Source organism: Rhizobium sp. FKY42 (genome assembly GCF_005222835.1).
Classification (GTDB): Bacteria; Pseudomonadota; Alphaproteobacteria; order Rhizobiales; family Rhizobiaceae; genus Neorhizobium.
Genome location: NZ_STGA01000002.1, coordinates 1 through 16,162 on the forward strand (window position 1 = coordinate 1; position 16,162 = coordinate 16,162).

Annotated in this window: 13 protein-coding genes and 5 pseudogenes; 10 read left to right on the forward strand and 8 right to left on the reverse strand. The window is 56.7% G+C overall.

Going from position 1 to position 16,162, the window contains the following annotated elements:
- Positions 1–186: 186 nt before the first annotated feature.
- The 6 genes and pseudogenes from E8M78_RS23715 to E8M78_RS00120 all read left to right on the forward strand — a co-directional run.
- Positions 187–297, forward strand: a pseudogene (locus E8M78_RS23715) (type II 3-dehydroquinate dehydratase); the annotation flags it as partial.
- Positions 298–307: 10 nt separating this feature from the next.
- A pseudogene (locus tag E8M78_RS00100) lies at positions 308–811 on the forward strand (amino acid ABC transporter permease); the annotation flags it as partial.
- Positions 812–998: 187 nt separating this feature from the next.
- Positions 999–1,112, forward strand: a pseudogene (locus tag E8M78_RS23720) (shikimate dehydrogenase); the annotation flags it as partial.
- Between the two features lie 100 nt (positions 1,113–1,212).
- A complete protein-coding gene (locus E8M78_RS00110) occupies positions 1,213–1,965 on the forward strand; it encodes a FadR/GntR family transcriptional regulator (protein WP_137133125.1) in 753 nt (250 codons plus the stop codon).
- Positions 1,966–2,027: 62 nt separating this feature from the next.
- Complete coding sequence (locus tag E8M78_RS00115; protein WP_137133126.1) at positions 2,028–2,348, forward strand: cupin domain-containing protein; 321 nt, start codon at positions 2,028–2,030, stop codon at positions 2,346–2,348.
- A 113-nt stretch (positions 2,349–2,461) separates the two neighbouring features.
- A pseudogene (locus E8M78_RS00120) lies at positions 2,462–3,112 on the forward strand (ABC transporter permease); the annotation flags it as partial.
- A gap of 2 nt (positions 3,113–3,114) precedes the next feature.
- On the opposite strand, the pseudogene E8M78_RS00125 reads toward E8M78_RS00120, so the two are convergent.
- Together E8M78_RS00125 and E8M78_RS00130 are read right to left on the reverse strand one after the other, a co-directional pair.
- A pseudogene (locus E8M78_RS00125) lies at positions 3,115–3,423 on the reverse strand (GDSL-type esterase/lipase family protein); the annotation flags it as partial.
- An 8-nt stretch (positions 3,424–3,431) separates the two neighbouring features.
- Positions 3,432–4,580, reverse strand: coding sequence for a mandelate racemase family protein (locus E8M78_RS00130; protein ID WP_137133128.1), 1,149 nt, complete (start codon positions 4,578–4,580; stop codon positions 3,432–3,434).
- 386 nt (positions 4,581–4,966) lie between these two features.
- On the opposite strand from E8M78_RS00130, the gene E8M78_RS00135 reads away from it, so the two are divergent.
- On the forward strand, positions 4,967–7,234 hold the full coding sequence (locus E8M78_RS00135; RefSeq protein ID WP_348640100.1) for a TonB-dependent hemoglobin/transferrin/lactoferrin family receptor: 2,268 nt from the start codon (positions 4,967–4,969) through the stop codon (positions 7,232–7,234).
- Between the two features lie 90 nt (positions 7,235–7,324).
- Here E8M78_RS00135 and E8M78_RS00140 read toward each other — a convergent pair whose 3' ends face one another.
- Genes E8M78_RS00140 through E8M78_RS00150 form a run of 3 tightly spaced genes read right to left on the reverse strand, consistent with a single transcriptional unit; the run spans position 7,325 to position 10,078 of the window.
- Positions 7,325–8,107: a heme ABC transporter ATP-binding protein gene (locus tag E8M78_RS00140; protein WP_137133129.1), complete on the reverse strand. Its 783-nt coding sequence runs from the start codon at positions 8,105–8,107 to the stop codon at positions 7,325–7,327.
- On the reverse strand, positions 8,104–9,204 hold the full coding sequence (locus E8M78_RS00145) for an iron ABC transporter permease (protein ID WP_137133130.1): 1,101 nt from the start codon (positions 9,202–9,204) through the stop codon (positions 8,104–8,106). The genes E8M78_RS00140 and E8M78_RS00145 overlap by 4 nt, the downstream gene beginning before the upstream one ends.
- Positions 9,188–10,078 carry an ABC transporter substrate-binding protein gene (locus E8M78_RS00150; RefSeq protein WP_137133131.1) on the reverse strand — a complete coding sequence of 297 codons (891 nt, stop codon included), beginning with the start codon at positions 10,076–10,078 and terminating at the stop codon, positions 9,188–9,190. Before E8M78_RS00150 ends, E8M78_RS00145 begins: the two co-directional genes overlap by 17 nt.
- A gap of 127 nt (positions 10,079–10,205) precedes the next feature.
- Between E8M78_RS00150 and E8M78_RS00155 the strand changes: the two genes are divergently transcribed.
- Together E8M78_RS00155 and hutX are read left to right on the forward strand one after the other, a co-directional pair.
- The gene (locus tag E8M78_RS00155; RefSeq protein WP_137133132.1) at positions 10,206–10,550 is read left to right on the forward strand and encodes an antibiotic biosynthesis monooxygenase; all 345 of its coding nucleotides are present in this window, start codon (positions 10,206–10,208) and stop codon (positions 10,548–10,550) included.
- The gene (gene hutX, locus E8M78_RS00160) at positions 10,547–11,071 is read left to right on the forward strand and encodes a heme utilization cystosolic carrier protein HutX (RefSeq protein WP_137133133.1); all 525 of its coding nucleotides are present in this window, start codon (positions 10,547–10,549) and stop codon (positions 11,069–11,071) included. The genes E8M78_RS00155 and hutX overlap by 4 nt, the downstream gene beginning before the upstream one ends.
- An 88-nt stretch (positions 11,072–11,159) precedes the next feature.
- On the opposite strand, the gene paoC is transcribed toward hutX, so the two are convergent.
- From paoC to paoA, 3 genes are read right to left on the reverse strand one after another with little or no spacing between them, the layout of a single operon-like run.
- Positions 11,160–13,364: an aldehyde oxidoreductase molybdenum-binding subunit PaoC gene (gene paoC, locus E8M78_RS00165; protein ID WP_137133134.1), complete on the reverse strand. Its 2,205-nt coding sequence runs from the start codon at positions 13,362–13,364 to the stop codon at positions 11,160–11,162.
- 4 nt (positions 13,365–13,368) lie between these two features.
- A complete protein-coding gene (locus tag E8M78_RS00170) occupies positions 13,369–14,319 on the reverse strand; it encodes a xanthine dehydrogenase family protein subunit M (RefSeq protein WP_137133135.1) in 951 nt (316 codons plus the stop codon).
- Positions 14,316–14,951 (reverse strand): aldehyde dehydrogenase iron-sulfur subunit PaoA, encoded by a 636-nt coding sequence (gene paoA, locus E8M78_RS00175; RefSeq protein ID WP_137133136.1) that lies wholly within the window; start codon positions 14,949–14,951, stop codon positions 14,316–14,318. Before paoA ends, E8M78_RS00170 begins: the two co-directional genes overlap by 4 nt.
- A gap of 278 nt (positions 14,952–15,229) precedes the next feature.
- On the opposite strand from paoA, the gene E8M78_RS00180 reads away from it, so the two are divergent.
- Positions 15,230–16,144, forward strand: coding sequence for a 3-hydroxyacyl-CoA dehydrogenase NAD-binding domain-containing protein (locus E8M78_RS00180; protein WP_246658160.1), 915 nt, complete (start codon positions 15,230–15,232; stop codon positions 16,142–16,144).
- The last annotated feature ends 18 nt before the right edge of the window (positions 16,145–16,162 follow it).

Sequence of the window (16,162 nt, forward strand, 5' to 3'; positions counted from 1 at the left end):
CAGCTAGAAGGGCGAAAACTGTCGCATCTCTAACTGGCCCAACTGTCGCATTACTAAATGGCTGCTATACATTTGGGTTGTGTAAGGAAAGTTATGGAACTAACCGATCTGCCTGTGTCGGCGCACATCCACATCGCGGCGATTGAGAACGTGTCGGGCCTATCTACCTATGCGCGCTACGCCTCCGGCTTCGAGATGGATTTTCGACAGACGAACTTCGAAGGCGAATTGATCGAAGCGGTCCACGCCGCCAGACGAGAGGCCTGCGGAATCATCATCAATCCGGCGGGTTGGACCCCTGCGATGAATGGTTATCGGCTTTGTGGAACTGAACCGTAATACGCCATTCCTGGTCCAGATTTTCTTCATCTATTTTGCGATTCCTCTTGCAGGAATTCGACTTGACCAACGCCGACAGAAATCCTCGCGTTGGGTATCAACGGCGGGAGCCTACGCGAATGAAATCATTGGAGGTGGCGTGCAATCCATTCCCGAGAGGCAGATGGAAGCTGGTCTCCCTCTGGGACTGCATAAGGCGCAAGTGTTCCGGCTCATCATTCTAAAACCGGCTCTGCGTGCAATCTTTCCGTCGCTGACCAGCCAGTTCGTTCTCCTGACACTCACCACAAGTATCGCGTCGGCAATTTCCGCCTAGGAACTGACATCCGTATCTGAGCAGATCGAATCCGATAGCTTCCGCTGCTTCGAGGTCTATTTCACCGTGACGATTTTCTATATTCTGATCTCGTGGCTCATGATGCCGCTCTTCGCATTCTTCTTGGCGCGTTACTTCGCCTATCCGTTCAAGTGAGGAGAAGACTATGGATCACGATGAATTCGTCTTCCTGCTGATCGGCCTTAAGTGAACGCTTTCTCTTGCCGTGGTTGGTTTCATGTGCGGTTGCATTGCAGGCCGCCTCATTGCACTGGCCCGACCTGCGGTATCCGACCGGTGGAAACGACAGTTGCCGGCCATATTGCGGTCTTTCAGGCCACACGGCTGCGATTTCCAGGTCGGGGTAGATATGCTGTTTGAGCAGATCCCTGCCTACCTCGAATTCTTCGGCTTTCCGAAAACGACCGCCGAGCATCTTCGCGAGCTTGCGGCGATCTCAATCCCCGCCTCCGCACTCTTATCTGGTCCCGCATCTTGGCAGTCGTGCCCTCCTCGCGTAAACATGCCTGACAAGTAAGTGTTTGAGGGGGAAGCCGATGGATCTGGAAGCAATGCCTGCGGAGGCGCAGAACAAATCTCTGGCGTTCCGTATCAGTTCTGCGCTGCGCCGCGATCTTGTGAACGGCGTTTTCCGCGTGGGGGACCGCCTCCCGAGTGAAAGCACGCTCACGCGAGAGTATTCCGTCAGCAGGACCGTGGTGCGTGAAGCCATCGCGATCCTGCGCGCTGACGGGCTGGTGGAGGCGCGCAAAGGCGCCGGAGTCTTCGCGCTTGCCGCTGCTCCTGTTGTTGAACAGCCATTCCATGATCTGACCACTGAGCGGATTTCGTCGGTTATCGAACTTCTGGAATTGCGCACGGTCTTCGAGGTCGAGGCCGCAGCGCTTGCAGCGTCCAGACGTTCCGCCACGCAGATTGAGGAGATTGTGGAGGTGCATCGCATTGTTGGCGAATGCCTGAGATCCGGCGCCCCAACCCGCGATGCCGATTTCAATTTTCATATGGCGATCGCACAGGCAACACAGAACCGGCGTTTTCCGGAATTCCTTCAATTAATCCGCACGGGCATCATACCACGTGGCGACTTGCAGGGTTCCCCTCCCGGAGCCAGACCAAAGGATTACAATCAGCATCTTCAGCAGGAGCATGCGGCCATTGTCGATGCAATCATCGAGGGCGACCCTGAAGCAGCACGGGTTCACATGCGCGCTCACCTCAAGGGTAGCCTGGAAAGATACCGGGCTTTGCTGCGTTCGCAGACAAGTGCACGCGTCGAGGTTCGGCTATAAAGCTTGTCACACAGGATAGTGGGCATGTATGGTAGGTTGATCGCAACTTGATTGAGGTATCCATGTCCCTCCCCGTATTTCCAGCCGCCTATCCCGATCCTGGCGTCACGCGCCGCGTGCTCTCCGAGAACGCCGATCTGATGGTTGTCTCATTCCGTTTCGACCAAGGCGCTGAAGGCAAGCTGCACAGTCATCCGCATGTCCAGTCTACCTACGTTGCCAGCGGAAAATTCCGCTTTTTCCGTGGTGGTGAGGCTATTCTTCTCAATCAAGGCGATAGTCTTGTTATACCCGGCAATGTTGAACACGGATGCCAGTGTCTGGAGCAAGGTGAACTCATCGATTGCTTCACCCCGCGGCGCGACGATTTTCTATCCCTCTGACATTTGCACGGGCTTTAACGCTCGCTTGACATGAAGCCCCCTGTGACAGGTTTAATCAAATATGGCTGACAGGATATGGCCCCGACAGAGGTCGGCGGCCGTCTGGAGGAAGAATGTCATTCAATCGCCCGCGCCTTACCGGCGCTGCGGGTCAGATCGGCAGCATTGCAGTCACCCTGCTTGGTCTGTTGATGCTGACCTTTTTCATCGGCAGGCTGATGCCAGCTAATCCAGTCCGCGCCATTGTCGGTGAAGATGCCACACGGGAGACCTACGAGCAGGTCTATCGGTCACTTGGTCTCGATCGGCCGCTTTGGGAGCAGTTCATCTATTACCTGCGGGATATCTTTTCAGGCAATTTCGGAACCTCCATCCGAACGGGTCAGCCGGTCATTCAGGATATCATCCACGTGATGCCGGCCACCATCGAGCTTGCGACCTTTGCCATAATCATCGGCGCTGCTCTGGGTGTACCGATGGGAGTTCTGGCGGCAGTCAAAAAAGACCGGTGGCCAGACCATGTCATCCGCGTCGTGAGCTTGATGGGCCATTCGATGCCGATCTTCTGGACCGGCATGATTGCGCTTATCATCTTCTACGCTCACCTGGGCCTCGTCGGCGGTAGCGGTCGTATGGACCAGTTCTACATCGGTCTTGTCGAAGATCGCGCGGGCTTCCTGCTGATTGACAGTCTGCTCGCCGGTGAAATGGATGTATTCTGGTCTGCCTTGAACCATCTTATCCTGCCCGCTTCGCTGCTTGGTTAGGCTGCTTCTGCTCGTACGCGATGTACAGGCTTAAGATCGTTGGTACCCAGCATGATGATCACGAGATCGAGCGGCATATGGCTGCCAAGCGCCACTTGAAGTGCCTTGGCGCCTTTGCGACAGGCCGGACCCGTGTGATCATCGTAGCAGGTCGTGCGTCCGCCAAGTCCTTCGGCGATGACCTCCACTCCGCCGCCCAGCTTCGACTGTAACACGTTAGGCCAGCGCAATTCCGCGGGATGGCGCATACCGCTTACGGGATCGGCGCCCCAGGTCAGGCTGTCACCGAACGCCAGAATCGTTTTCATGGCCGGCCTCAGCGAACGCGGTTGTTGGCGATAAAGTCGAAATCGATATCCTCACCCAGTCCCGGACGATCGGGAACGTGAACGAAGCCGTCCCTGTCCATCGGGTCAGATAGCGATTTGAGATAGTCGTGTCCGTCATCATATTCGAGGAAGGGATGCAGCAGACCGCGCTCGTACCAGCGGCAGTTCTTCGATGCTGCAACCACGTGCAGGTTCATGGCTGTGTTTCCGTGCACTTCGCATTCCATGCCGAAGCATTCTGCCATGCGCATGGTCTTCAATGCGGGCGTAATTCCACCGACATCGTTGACGCCAGTCCGCAGGATATCGCAGGCGCCAGCTTTCACCCATTCGGCGCGATGCCAATGCTTTCCGGCGGCACTCTCCGGCCCGACAACGGGAATATCCAGATTGTCTGCAAGCCATTTGTAGGAGGAGAGAGACTGCTCATCCATGGGCTCTTCGATCCAGTCGAAGCCAAGCTTTTCCAGTCCGCGTCCAAGCTCGAGGGCATCTGTGCGGGAATACCAGTGAAAAGCATCGATCATCAGGCGAATATCGGGGCCTACCGCTTCACGCACAGCGGCGCAGGCCTTGAGATCCATCTTGACATCCGGAGCCCAGCTAACCGGCGGCATCCATGTATGCAGCTTGATACCCTTGTATCCGCGCTTGACGAGGGTTTCCGCAAAGCGCCCATAGTCCTCCGGCGTGGCGAGACCACCTTCAAGTTCATCGCCGCACATGATCGATCCGTAGGCGAGAACATTGTCACGATAAGCGCCGATCAACTTGTATACAGGTGTGTTCAGCGCGCGGCCCGCAAGATCCCAAAGTGCACAGTCAACAACGGCCAGGGTCCGATCGGTGAGTTGCGCAGCAGATCCACGCTGCCAATGGGCCAGTTCCTGCCACAGCTTTTCTCGATCCCTGTAATCCTGTCCGATCAGAACCTTCTTGACAAATTTGTCGATGACATGCGGCCGAACGATTTCAGGCGCAGTAAACGAATGTCCTTCTTGCCCATCCTCAGTCAGGATTGTCAGAATTGCCTGCTCGACCTGATGCGGCGGGCCGGGATGCGCATGCCCCGCGCTATCTGAATGGCGGCGCGTCGTGGTGCGGAACACCTGGGCGGAGACTTCGGTGATAATCATAAGCTACCTGCGGTGAGTGGAGAACCTCTCCATTGTTGTCATGCAGATTGTAGCGATATATCGGCCAACCTGTCAAATAGGTTATTTCTAAATGTCATACAGATTGTGATCGAGTTAGTCTCGCCATCACTTGGGTGAAGGAAGAGGGCAGAACCGTAGCTTGTGGCGTCGCTAGAACTGGTGCTTCCATTTTTTCAAGGGACTGTTCACACCAAGCATCACGGCACGGTGATGGATCGCCTCATGACAAATAACTTGACAATGTAAATCATGTTTTTTATTCGACGAGAATAAGGCGGCGGATAGCTGCCTAGATTTCTCGACATCGACGTGCCATTCGCGCGGCCGCTTTTGCGTGCGCGCTCCCTATTGCTGTGAAGAGGTTTATGATGCTCACCCGCTCCGCCCACCGCCTGCTCGCGTGCACCAGCTTTATCACCGTGAGCCTGATGACGGCTGCGTTTGCTGAAGAGAACCGTGCCGCTGAAACAGTTCTGGACCGTGTCAGTGTGAAGGGTGATCGGCGGGCGGTTCCAAAAGGCAGCGCCACCGATACGCCGCTGGCCACCGAGGTGAAACGTGATACGCTCGACGCCAGACAGATTACCAGTCTTTCCGATCTCGGGCGTGTCGCGGAGCCCGGTGTGAATTTCAATCGTACGACGGGTGCTGTAAACATTCGTGGGTTGGAAGGAACTCGGGTGCTGACCACCATCGACGGCATTCCGCTGCCTTACCTAAGCGATGTGACGCGGGGCCTGACTAGCGGCGGCGCGAGTGGCGGCAGCGATACAGTCAATTTCAGCGCTCTGTCTGCGGTAGACGTCATGAAGGGGGCGGATTCCAGCCGTGCCGGTGGCGGCGCGCTTGGTGGCGTTCTGGCCTATCGTACGCTTGAACCGGAAGATCTGATTGGCGAGGGTCGCCAGTGGGGTGGGCTTGCGAAGACCACCTATGACAGTTCTGACAAGAGCTGGCAGGGTGCAGCGGCCGTTGCGGGCCGCATGGGCGGCACATCGGCGCTTCTTCAGGGAAGCTACCGCAAGGGGCATGAAACAAAAACAACGGGCAACGTAGACGATTATGGCGCTACCCGGACGAAAGCCAATCCGTCTGATTTCAGCGAAAACAACCTGCTCTTCAAGCTGCGTCAGGAAATGTCGGACGGGCATGCGATTGGACTGACCCTGGAGCGCTACCGCAAGGATCGCGACACCGACATGCGCACTTTGCAGGCGGTGAACGGTAACTATCGCCCCGGCAATTACAATGCGCAGAAAGACAATGATCGCGACCGCGCCTCAATTGACTACAAATTCGAGAGCGAGAGCGATAACAGCTTCGTCGATACAATTTGGGCATCGCTCTACTATCAGAAGCTCGGCATCATGGATGGGTATACGGGCTATCGCTCCACCAGCATCATCGGCGGCATCGGGCGCGAAAACACGACGGATCAGAAAGAGTTTGGCCTGATTGGAGCTGCCCAGAAAAGCCTCGATCTGGGGGGCTTCGAGCACCGCTTCACCTTCGGCTTCGATCTGGCACGCCTGACGAGCGAACAGTATTCCGCAGGCTATGACGCATGCCCGGCAAAGCCTGCCAGCGGCGTCTATACGGGCGCTGCCACCGCCTGCAACAATCTGCATACCAATCAGGCCGATACGCCCAAGGTCGACGGCCATCGCATTGGCTTTTATGTCGATGATGAAATCGTGCTTGGACAATCCGGCTTCCGCCTAACGCCGGGCGTCCGGTTCGATTGGGTCAGCTATGAACCGCAGATGACGGCAGCCTTTGCCCGCAATGCGTCCAAGCCTTCCCTACCCGGCTCCTTTGACGACACGGCCATTTCGCCGAAACTCAGGCTCGCCTATGATCTCGCGCCACAGGCAGAACTCTATGCGCAATGGGCCATGGGGTTCCGCGCGCCAACCGCCGGTGAACTCTATAGCAGTTTCGGCGCGTCAGGCACCTATCTCCGCCTTGGTAATGCCGCGCTGGAATCCGAAACGAGCCAGGGCTTTGAGCTTGGAGCCAACTTGGGCGATGATAGGCTGGGCGGGCGTGTCAGCCTCTTCTACAACCGCTACCAGAATTTCATCGATAGCCGCAGCCTGACAGCTACTGAAGCCGCCGCCATGGGTTATTCGCTTTCAGATTATCGCCAAGGCGGCATTACGCAGTATCGCAACATATCGGACGCCGAAATCTACGGCCTCGAGATGTCCGGCCAGAAGAAATTCGACAATGGCTTCCGCATCGGCGCAAGCTTGGCTGCCTTGGGAAGCAAGGATCTGGACAACAACACGTTCATCCGGTCCGTTGCGCCTATGAAGGCGGTGGCGAGCTTCGGTTATGACACCTCCACATGGGGCGTCGGTGTCGATCTGATCGGCGTTGGCGCATCGCGCAAGGACGATGGCAGGGGCGGCACCTACTTCCCGACGAACGGCTATGGTCTTGTGGATCTGACAGCCTGGTGGGAGCCAGAGCAGACGAAGGGGCTGCGCATCAATGCCGGTGTCTACAATGTGTTCGACAAGACCTATTACGACTACGCGTCGGTGCGGAGCAATGCCAACACCCAGGCCAGCGAATTCTATTCGGAACCTGGTCGCAGCTTCAAGATATCGCTGACGCAGCGTTTCTAACCAGCAAATTGGGCGCGCCTCGAAAGGGAGTCGCGCCCTTCTCTTGTTATGGAGTCTTCTGAAAGCTGCGTGGGATGGTTATCCGCCGATTCAGCGATATCGCGCCTGTGGCAGAACAAATGGCACGTCGGCTTTGGGCAGACGGCCAACAACACCCGACATTCCGTAGACGGGAGCAATGACAGAATCCGTCAATGTGGTTGAACGATCGCCAAGCGCAACCAGCCTGCCCTTGTCCAGAACAGCGATCTGATCGGCGAATTCAGCCACGAGATTGAGATCGTGCAGGATCGCCATCACGATGCCACCATCATCGGCAAAACGACGGGCGATTTCCAGCACGCCGATCTGATGGCGTAGATCAAGGCTGGAGGTGGGCTCATCCAGAAACAGTGCTCTGGCGTTACCCTGCCAGGTGGGCGAGGGAAGTTGCGCAAGGGTGCGTGCAAACTGCACGCGCTGCTGTTCACCGCCGGAGAGAGTCTGGTAGAGACGATGCCGGAAACCTGCAAGACCGACCTTGATCAAGGCCTTTTCCGCCTCGCGATCCGGCTCCATGGCTCCGCATGCGACTGCGCCCATGCGGACGATTTCCAGCACGGTGAATGGAAATGAAACATCAAGAGTTTGCGGCAATACGGCCCTTCGCTGCGCCAGAGCTCGGGCATCCAGCACTGCAAGGTCTTCTATCCCATACCGGATCGAGCCGCTGGAGGCGGGGATTTCGCCTGTGATCGCCTTCAGGAGAGTAGATTTACCCGCTCCGTTGGGACCAATGATGGCGGTGAAGCTTCCAGGCTGAAGATCAAGGGTGATGTCATGCAGAAGACGGCGCGAAGAGCGCTCGACAGACAAAGCTTGAACGGTGATCATAGCACAGGTCCTGAGGCGCGTCGCGCCAGCAACAGCATGAGAAACACAGGAGCACCGAACAGAGCCGTGATAATGCCGAGCGGCAATTCCGCAGGGGCGACAACCGTGCGGGCAACGCTATCGGCAACCAGAAGAAGGACAGCGCCACCAAGCGCGGATGCTGGCAGAAGAAAGCGGTGCGACGGCCCGATGACCATTCGCAGAAGATGCGGGACAATGATCCCGACGAAGCCGATGGAACCGGCCACCGCAACCGTCGCGCCACAGGCAGCGGCAACGGCCAGAACGATGAGGCGCTTCAGCCTCTGCACAGGGATTCCCATGTGAAACGCAGCTGCATCCCCCAGAACCAGCGCATCTAGGCCGCGCGCGACTGACGGCGTGATGGCGACAACCATGAAAACAAACGGCAGGACAGAGAGAACGCGCGCCCATGACGCTCCACTGAGCGAACCGAGCGACCAGAACGTTATGTCGCGCAGCTGTCGATCGTCTGCGACGAAAATCAACAGACCCATGATGGCGGCGCTGATGGCACCGACTGCGATCCCGGAAAGAATGAGCGTTGCCGTCTGGGTCTGGCCGCCACTGGTGGCGATCCGGTAGAGCAGCCAAGTGTTCAGCAATCCGCCGAGGAATGCCATAGACGGCAAAAAATGACTGCCGAGAACGCTTGATATCGCAAGGAGCGGCCCTCCTCCCATTACAATACCCATCACAGCAAAGAGGGCAGCACCAGATGTCACGCCAACGACCCCCGGATCCGCAAGCGGATTTCGGAACAGGCCCTGCATCATGGCACCAGAAACGGCAAGACCTGCACCCAGCAGCATTGCAAGTGCGGTTCGCGGCAGACGGACGGCTTCCAGCACGACGCGCTCTTGCAGTGCCAAAGAATTGCCCTGCCCGTTCATATATTGCCAGACATGCCAGAGATTAACGCCCGTTGCCCCGACCGCGAGCGAAAGTGATGCGGCTGCAAGCAGCAGGATCGTCAGGCCTACCAGCGTAAGGAAGCCAAGGCGAGACCGATCGCCGGTTTCTTGAAGCTTCAGAAGCCGCAGCGCCGCTTCTACCACCTTACTGACTCCCACCATACAGTTTCGCGGCGAGCAGGCGAACCGCATCGGGTGTGCGTGGACCAAACCCCGTCAGCAACAGTCCGTCCATGCCAAGAAGAGCACGTGTCTCTCCGGCGGGCGTCGACTTGAAAGCAGGCAAGTCGAACACTTGTTCGGGTGTGAACCGATGATTGCCGGTCTCCATGACCAACACGAAGTCAGGCTTAGCGGCGATGATCGCCTCATCTGTCATCGGCTTGTAACCTGAAACCTGCTCGGCGGCGTTGATGCCACCTGCCATGCGGATGAGTTCGGCTGGTTCCGTATCTCTACCGCCGACCATAACACGTCCGTTCGCGAGCGAGAGCACAAACAGGACACGCTTTTTTGCGGCCGCCCAATTGGCGTTTTCGGCTATCGCAGCCTGCAATTGCCTGCCTACTCTGTCAGCGATGGCGGATGCCTGAGCGTCTAGACCAACTGCCGCTCCAACATCTCGGATCTTTTGCGAAACCGATTGTGCGTTTGGTTTGGACGCGATTGTAACGACCGGAAGACCGCTGGCGCGCAGAACGGAAATGGCATCCGGCGGGCCTGAACCTTCCTGTAGCAGAATAAGGTCCGGATTTTGCCCGATAATTCCTTCCGGAGAAAGGGCTCGTATATAGCCCACATCCGCCTTTTCTCTCGCCTGCGGCGGATGAATGCTCGTGGCATCGACGGCGATGATCCGATCTTGAGCGTTCAGCGCATAGAGGATTTCCGTGACGGTGCCTCCAACGGAAACGATCCGCTTTGCCTCTGGGAATGACTTGTTCTCCTGCGCCCTTGCAGCGGGCATAGTCCAGGTGATCAAAACTGCGAAGACGGCCAATAGGGAACTGCCGATGCGTGAGTGAGGCACGATCATCCTCCGTATGCTGATGGATATGCGAAGTCACAATTAAACATGACTGTTAAAATCCACTATTAGGGCTTCCCAGGTGTCATGGCAACATATATCTTGATTGCAATAAACCACTTAAAAGGGACCGAGAATGTATATCGCTATGAACCGTTTCCGCGTCGTCACTGGTTATGAAGAAGCGTTCGAGGAAATTTGGCGCACGCGTGAACGGCATCTCTCAACCATGCCTGGATATATCGAATTCCACATGCTGAAGGGAGCCAAGCAGGAAGATCATACGCTTTATGTATCCCACACGGTTTGGGAAACTGCAGAGCATTTCACCGCCTGGACCAAATCTGAGCAATTCAGGGCGGCGCACGCGCGTGCAGGCGAGAACCGTGGCAAGGTGGAATATCTGACCGGTCCGCACTTCGAGGGCTTCGAGGTCATCATTCATGAAGACCGCAGTGGCAAGAGCGCGGAGGCTGCATGACGGCCAATACTCTTTTCCATGAGGAGGATCGGCTAGCAAAAGCACGGGCCGCGCTCTCTGAAAAACCGGATGGCGTGGTTGAAGCTTTGGCCGAGCAGGCGGGCGTCAGTCCTGCGGATATTCTGGCTATTCTGCCTGCTGGTTCAGTGGTCAGACTTCCGGCTCAGGACTTCGAGGCAGTGTGGTCAGACCTTGCCTCTTGGGGCGATGTTCTTTTCATCGTCCATACGTCCGATATCGTTTTGGAAGTTGACGGTCCGTTGCCGCAAGGCAGCGAGAGCCATGGCTGGTTCAACATTCACGGCGACAGCCCGATTGGTGGACATATCCGCAAGGCAAACTGCTCAGGTATCGCTTTGGTGGATCGACCGTTTCACGGCCGTCGTTCATGTTCCGTCTGGTTCATGAACGACCAGGGGCGCGCCATGTTTAAGGTATTCGTCCCGCGCGATGAAGCACGCGAATTGCGTGAGCCACAACTGAAGAAATTCGAAGCCCTGTTCGAGCAAAGACGAACCTGACCGCATCGTCGGGTCCGCACCCGCGATCTTGAACGATCAGCACAGACAATGGCCCGGTCCCAAGATTGGCCGGGCCATCTTCGCTAGGTCATGCCACCTCAGGCAGTTGGTGCAACATCTTGTCCAGCGTGAGCGGATAACGGCGCAGCCGTACGCCTGTGGCATTATATATCGCGTTGGCAATCGCCGCAGACACGCCGCAAAGACCGAGTTCGCCAACACCCTTCGCCTTTATGGGCGACGAATAAGGATCGGCCTCGTCCATGAAGATGACCTCCTGATGCGGAATATCGGCATGAACCGGCACCTCATAACCCGCCAGATCGTGGTTGACGAAGAAGCCGCGGCGTTCGTCGACAGCAAGCTCTTCTGTCAGCGCACCGCCGACACCCATCGTCATTGCACCAATGATCTGGCTTCGGGCGGTTATCGGATTGAGAATGCGGCCAGCCGCACAGACAGCCAGCATGCGGCGAATGCGCGTTTCACCGGTAAATCTATCGACGCCGACCTCGACAAAGTGCGCACCAAAGGTCGATTGCTGATGGGTCTCTGAAAGATCACCCCATTCAACCCCGTCCTCGCCGGTGAGCCCATCTGGACCGACCGCATCAGTCAGAGGCACAGTGCGGTTTCCAAGCCGCACCTCACCATCCGCGAACACCGCATCTGCCGAGTTGAAGCCAAGCTTTGCGGCGATTGCTTCCCGTAACTTCAAGCAAGCCGCATAAACGCCGGAGGTGGAACAATTGGCGCCGAACTGCCCACCTGAGCCAGCGGACACCGGGAAGCGGCTGTCACCCAGATGCACCGCCACGCGGTTGATGGGAAGCCCGAGCATTTCAGCAGCAGTTTGCGCGATGATTGTATAGCTGCCCGTTCCAATGTCCGTCATATCAGTCTCGACCGTCAGGATACCACTTCGATCGAGCCGAACGCGTGCAGCAGATGGAAGCAGCAGGTTGTTCCTGAAGGCCGCAGCAACACCCATGCCGATCAACATGTTGCCCTCCATGCGAGACCCAGGCTTGCCCCGATTTTTCCAGCCGAAGCGCTCAGCGCCGAGATCAAGACATCCATTGAGATTGCGCTGCGTGAACGGACGGTCCGGATTTTCCGGATCCACCTGGGTATCATTCAGCTTGCGGAATTCGATGGGATCCATGCCGAGTTTTTCCGCCATTTCATCCATGGCGATCTCCAGAGCCATAAGACCCGGCGCCTCGCCCGGCGCACGCATGGCATTGCCCTCGGGCAAATTCAAAGTCGCAAGCCGCATGGCCGTCATTCTGTTTTCGCCGGCGTAGAGCAGACGGGTCTGCATCACTGCTGCTTCCGGTTGGCCACCAGCAAGATCACCAGACCAGCTTTCATGACCGATCGCTGAAATCTTACCGTCTCTCGAGGCCCCGATGCGGATGCGCTGTATGGTAGCCGGACGATGGGTAGTGTTGTTGGCCATTAGAGGGCGCGGCAACGCTACCTTGACCGGACGTCCGATTGCCTTGGCGGCGAATGCGGCGAGAACCGCGTCAACGCGCAAGAATAATTTCCCTCCAAAACCGCCACCGATGAAAGGTGACATGAGGGTGACCTTTCCCTTGTCGATGCCCAATGTGGCCGCCAGATCACCGCGCCACCAGTCGATCATCTGGCTGGAAGTCCACAGCGTCAGCTCGTCACCGTCCCAAGCGGCAAGCGAGGCGTGTGGCTCCATCATCGAGTGGGACTGGTCGGGCGTCGAATACTCCTCGTCAAGCGTCACCTCCGCAGAACGGAAGGCACCGGCGAAATCACCAACGGATGTATCTGGTTCAGAACCACCCGCATCTTTCGGCTTAACAGCCGATAACTTACCCTCTTTCAGCGAGAAAGATCCGGCTTCTTCAGCATATTCGATCTTCAAAAGCGCGGCCGCTTCTCTGGCCTGTTCGAAGGTTTCCGCCACGACAACCGCAACAGCCTGGTGATAATGCTGGATTTCGCTGCCGCCGAACAATTTGGCTGTATTGAATTTTCCCTTCTCGCGATCACCGACATCAAGGGTCGTGACAATTTTGAGAACGCCTGGCGACCTCTGAGCCGCTTTACTATCGATCGACAGAATACGCCCCTTGGCGATAGCGGATCCGACCGGATAGCCATAGGCATGGGATCCCGCAGGGTCATGCCATTCATAGGCATATTTCGCCTGACCACTGACCTTGAGTTCACCGTCAATGCGGCGGATCGGCTGGCCGACGACCTTCATCCGGTCAATCGGGTTCATTTCGGCGGGTTTCTCGAATTTCATCTGTTCAGCCTTTTGCTTCTGCCAGGGCTGCGCCCAGCGTGCGTTCGACAAGGTCGAGCTTGTAACGGTTCTGCTCGGTTGGTCGTGCATCGGCCAATGCCGCTCTGGCTGCCTCTCTGGCGCCTGCTTTCAGCTGTGCATCAGCCTCGCCCATGCGCCATGGCTTGTGCGCCACGCCACCAATTGCAAAGCGGCCTGTTCCATCCGGTTGGACAACCGCCGCAATTGATACCAGCGCAAAAGCGTAGGACGCCCGATCGCGAACCTTACGATAGATTTGTTTTCCACCGATTGGCGCAGGCAAAGTAACTGCTGTTATGAATTCACCACGTTCCAAATTGGTTTCGATGTGTGGCGTATCGCCCGGCAGCCGATGAAAATCGGCAATTGGTATCGTCCTACGGGTACCGTCGCCTTTTACTGTTTCTACCTTCGCATCCAACGCCCGCATGGCTATCGCCATGTCGCTCGGATGCGTTGCAATACAGGCTTCGCTCGTTCCGACGACTGCATGCTGCCGTGAAAAGCCACCAAAGGCGGAACAGCCACTGCCCGGTTGCCGCTTGTTGCACGGCTGGTTCGTGTCGTAGAAGTAAGGACAGCGCGTGCGTTGCAGAAGATTGCCGGCGGTCGTTGCCTTGTTGCGCAACTGGCCGGAAGCGCCTGCGACAAGCGCTCGACTTAGAACGGAGTAATCGCGCCTCACGTGCTCATCCGCTGCAAGTGCTGTATTTCGAACCATTGCGCCAATGCGCAATCCGCCGTCATCCGTCGCTTCGATCTTGTCGAGGCCGACGTGGTTGATGTCGATGAGATGCAAGGGCGTTTCGATCTGAAGCTTCATCAGATCGAGGAGGTTCGTTCCTCCTGCAATGAACCGTGCGTCCGGGTTCGAAGCGGCCATCGACACAGCCTGTTGCACCGAGGTCGCCCGCTCATAGGTAAAGGCTTTCATGCGCGGCTCCCTGCAACGTCCGTAATCGCTTCAATGATGTTCGAATAGGCGCCGCATCGACAGATATTGCCGCTCATGCGCTCCCGGATCTCTTCTGGCGTCGCAGTCACTTTGGCTTGCATATCCTTGGTGACATGACTTGGAATGTTGGCCTTGATCTCTTCAAGAACTGCCACCGAAGAACAGATCTGTCCCGGCGTGCAATAGCCGCACTGGAAACCGTCGTGCTTGACGAACGCAGTCTGCATGGGGTGCAGAGCGCCGGGCTGGCCGAGACCTTCGATTGTGGTGATCTCATCACCCTCATGCATCACGGCCAGCGAAAGGCAGGAATTGATGCGCTGTCCGGCAACCAGAACAGTGCACGCACCGCATTGGCCGTGATCACAGCCCTTCTTCGTACCAGTCATATGCAGATGCTCGCGCAGAGCATCCAGCAGCGTGGTACGATTGTCGAGTTCCAACTTCTCGGCTTTGCCGTTAACGGTGAAAGAGACAGTGTTTGATGACTTCATTTTGTCTTCCGCAGGCTGCGCCGCCCCAACACCGGCGACTCCGGTTGCCGCAATGGTTGCGGCCGATGATTTAAGTAGGTCACGTCTCGAAACTTCAAGATGAACCAGTCTTGGCATGTGGCACTCCCATTGCCGATTTCGCAGGACCCACCAGGCAAGTGCGTGAACTAGAACCGCAGCCGAAAACGGTTAGGCCGGCTCTTCTCAAACTAATGTGAAGCAACTTTTCGGTTCGTTCCTGATTCCCGCGCTACCTGCGGGTCGCGACTCACACACGCGTTTTAAAGGTATAAAAGACATAACGTTATAATCTTTGGATTGACGTATTCCGCTCCGTTGTGACACAGTCCAACAATCGAACTTGCGCTAAGCAAAGCATTGGGATGGCTCGGTCTGTGAAAGATTCAGTAGCGGTAGTTGGAGGCGGACTGATTGGTATCAGCTGGTCGGCTCTTTTCGTGGCCTACGGCTTGGATGTGCGTCTATTTGAGCCGACGCAAGATGCACGGGGTTCTATTCTCTCGCGTGTCGATGAACTGAGAAAACAGGTTACGACATTGTCTCCGGACCTTGCAGACACTGGTTCTTTGACATGCACGCAGACTCTAGCAGAGGCCCTCGAAGGTTGCGTCTGGATCCAGGAGAATGCCCCTGAAAATGTTCCGCTGAAACGACAGCTTTATGCCGACATAGAAGCGACTGCTCCTCAAGATGTAACTATCGCATCCAGCACATCCTCCCTCGTCTGGTCGGATCTGATTGCTGAAATGGCTGATCCCTCGAGGCTCATCACGGCACATCCTTTCAATCCGCCGCACCTGATGCCACTCGTTGAACTCTTCGGCATAGATAGCGACCGCATGGACGCTGCCGCGGACTTCTATCGCTCGGTCGGTCGTCACCCTGTCCGCCTGAAAAGGGAAGCTGTCGGCCATATTGCCAACAGGCTCTCTTCAGCTTTATGGCGCGAAGCGGTCAACATGGTATCGGAAGGCATTGCCGACGTTTCCGATATCGATGAGGCACTTGTCTATGGTCCAGGCCTCAGATGGTCTGTCATCGGTGCCCATATGGCCTATCATCTGGGCGGCGGCCCTGGCGGGATAACACACTATCTCGCGCATCTTGGCCCCAGTCAGGAAAAGCGCTGGCAGGATCTCGGCTCACCCCGTCTGGACATGGCAACGCAGCAAAAATTGGTTGATGGCATTGAACTGGAGGCCCGTGGCAGATCAATCGCCGATCTCGAGGTGCAAAGAGATGAGGCGCTTATCTCCATACAACGCGCCTTGAAAGGAAAACGGCTGTGACTGCATTCTTTACAACGA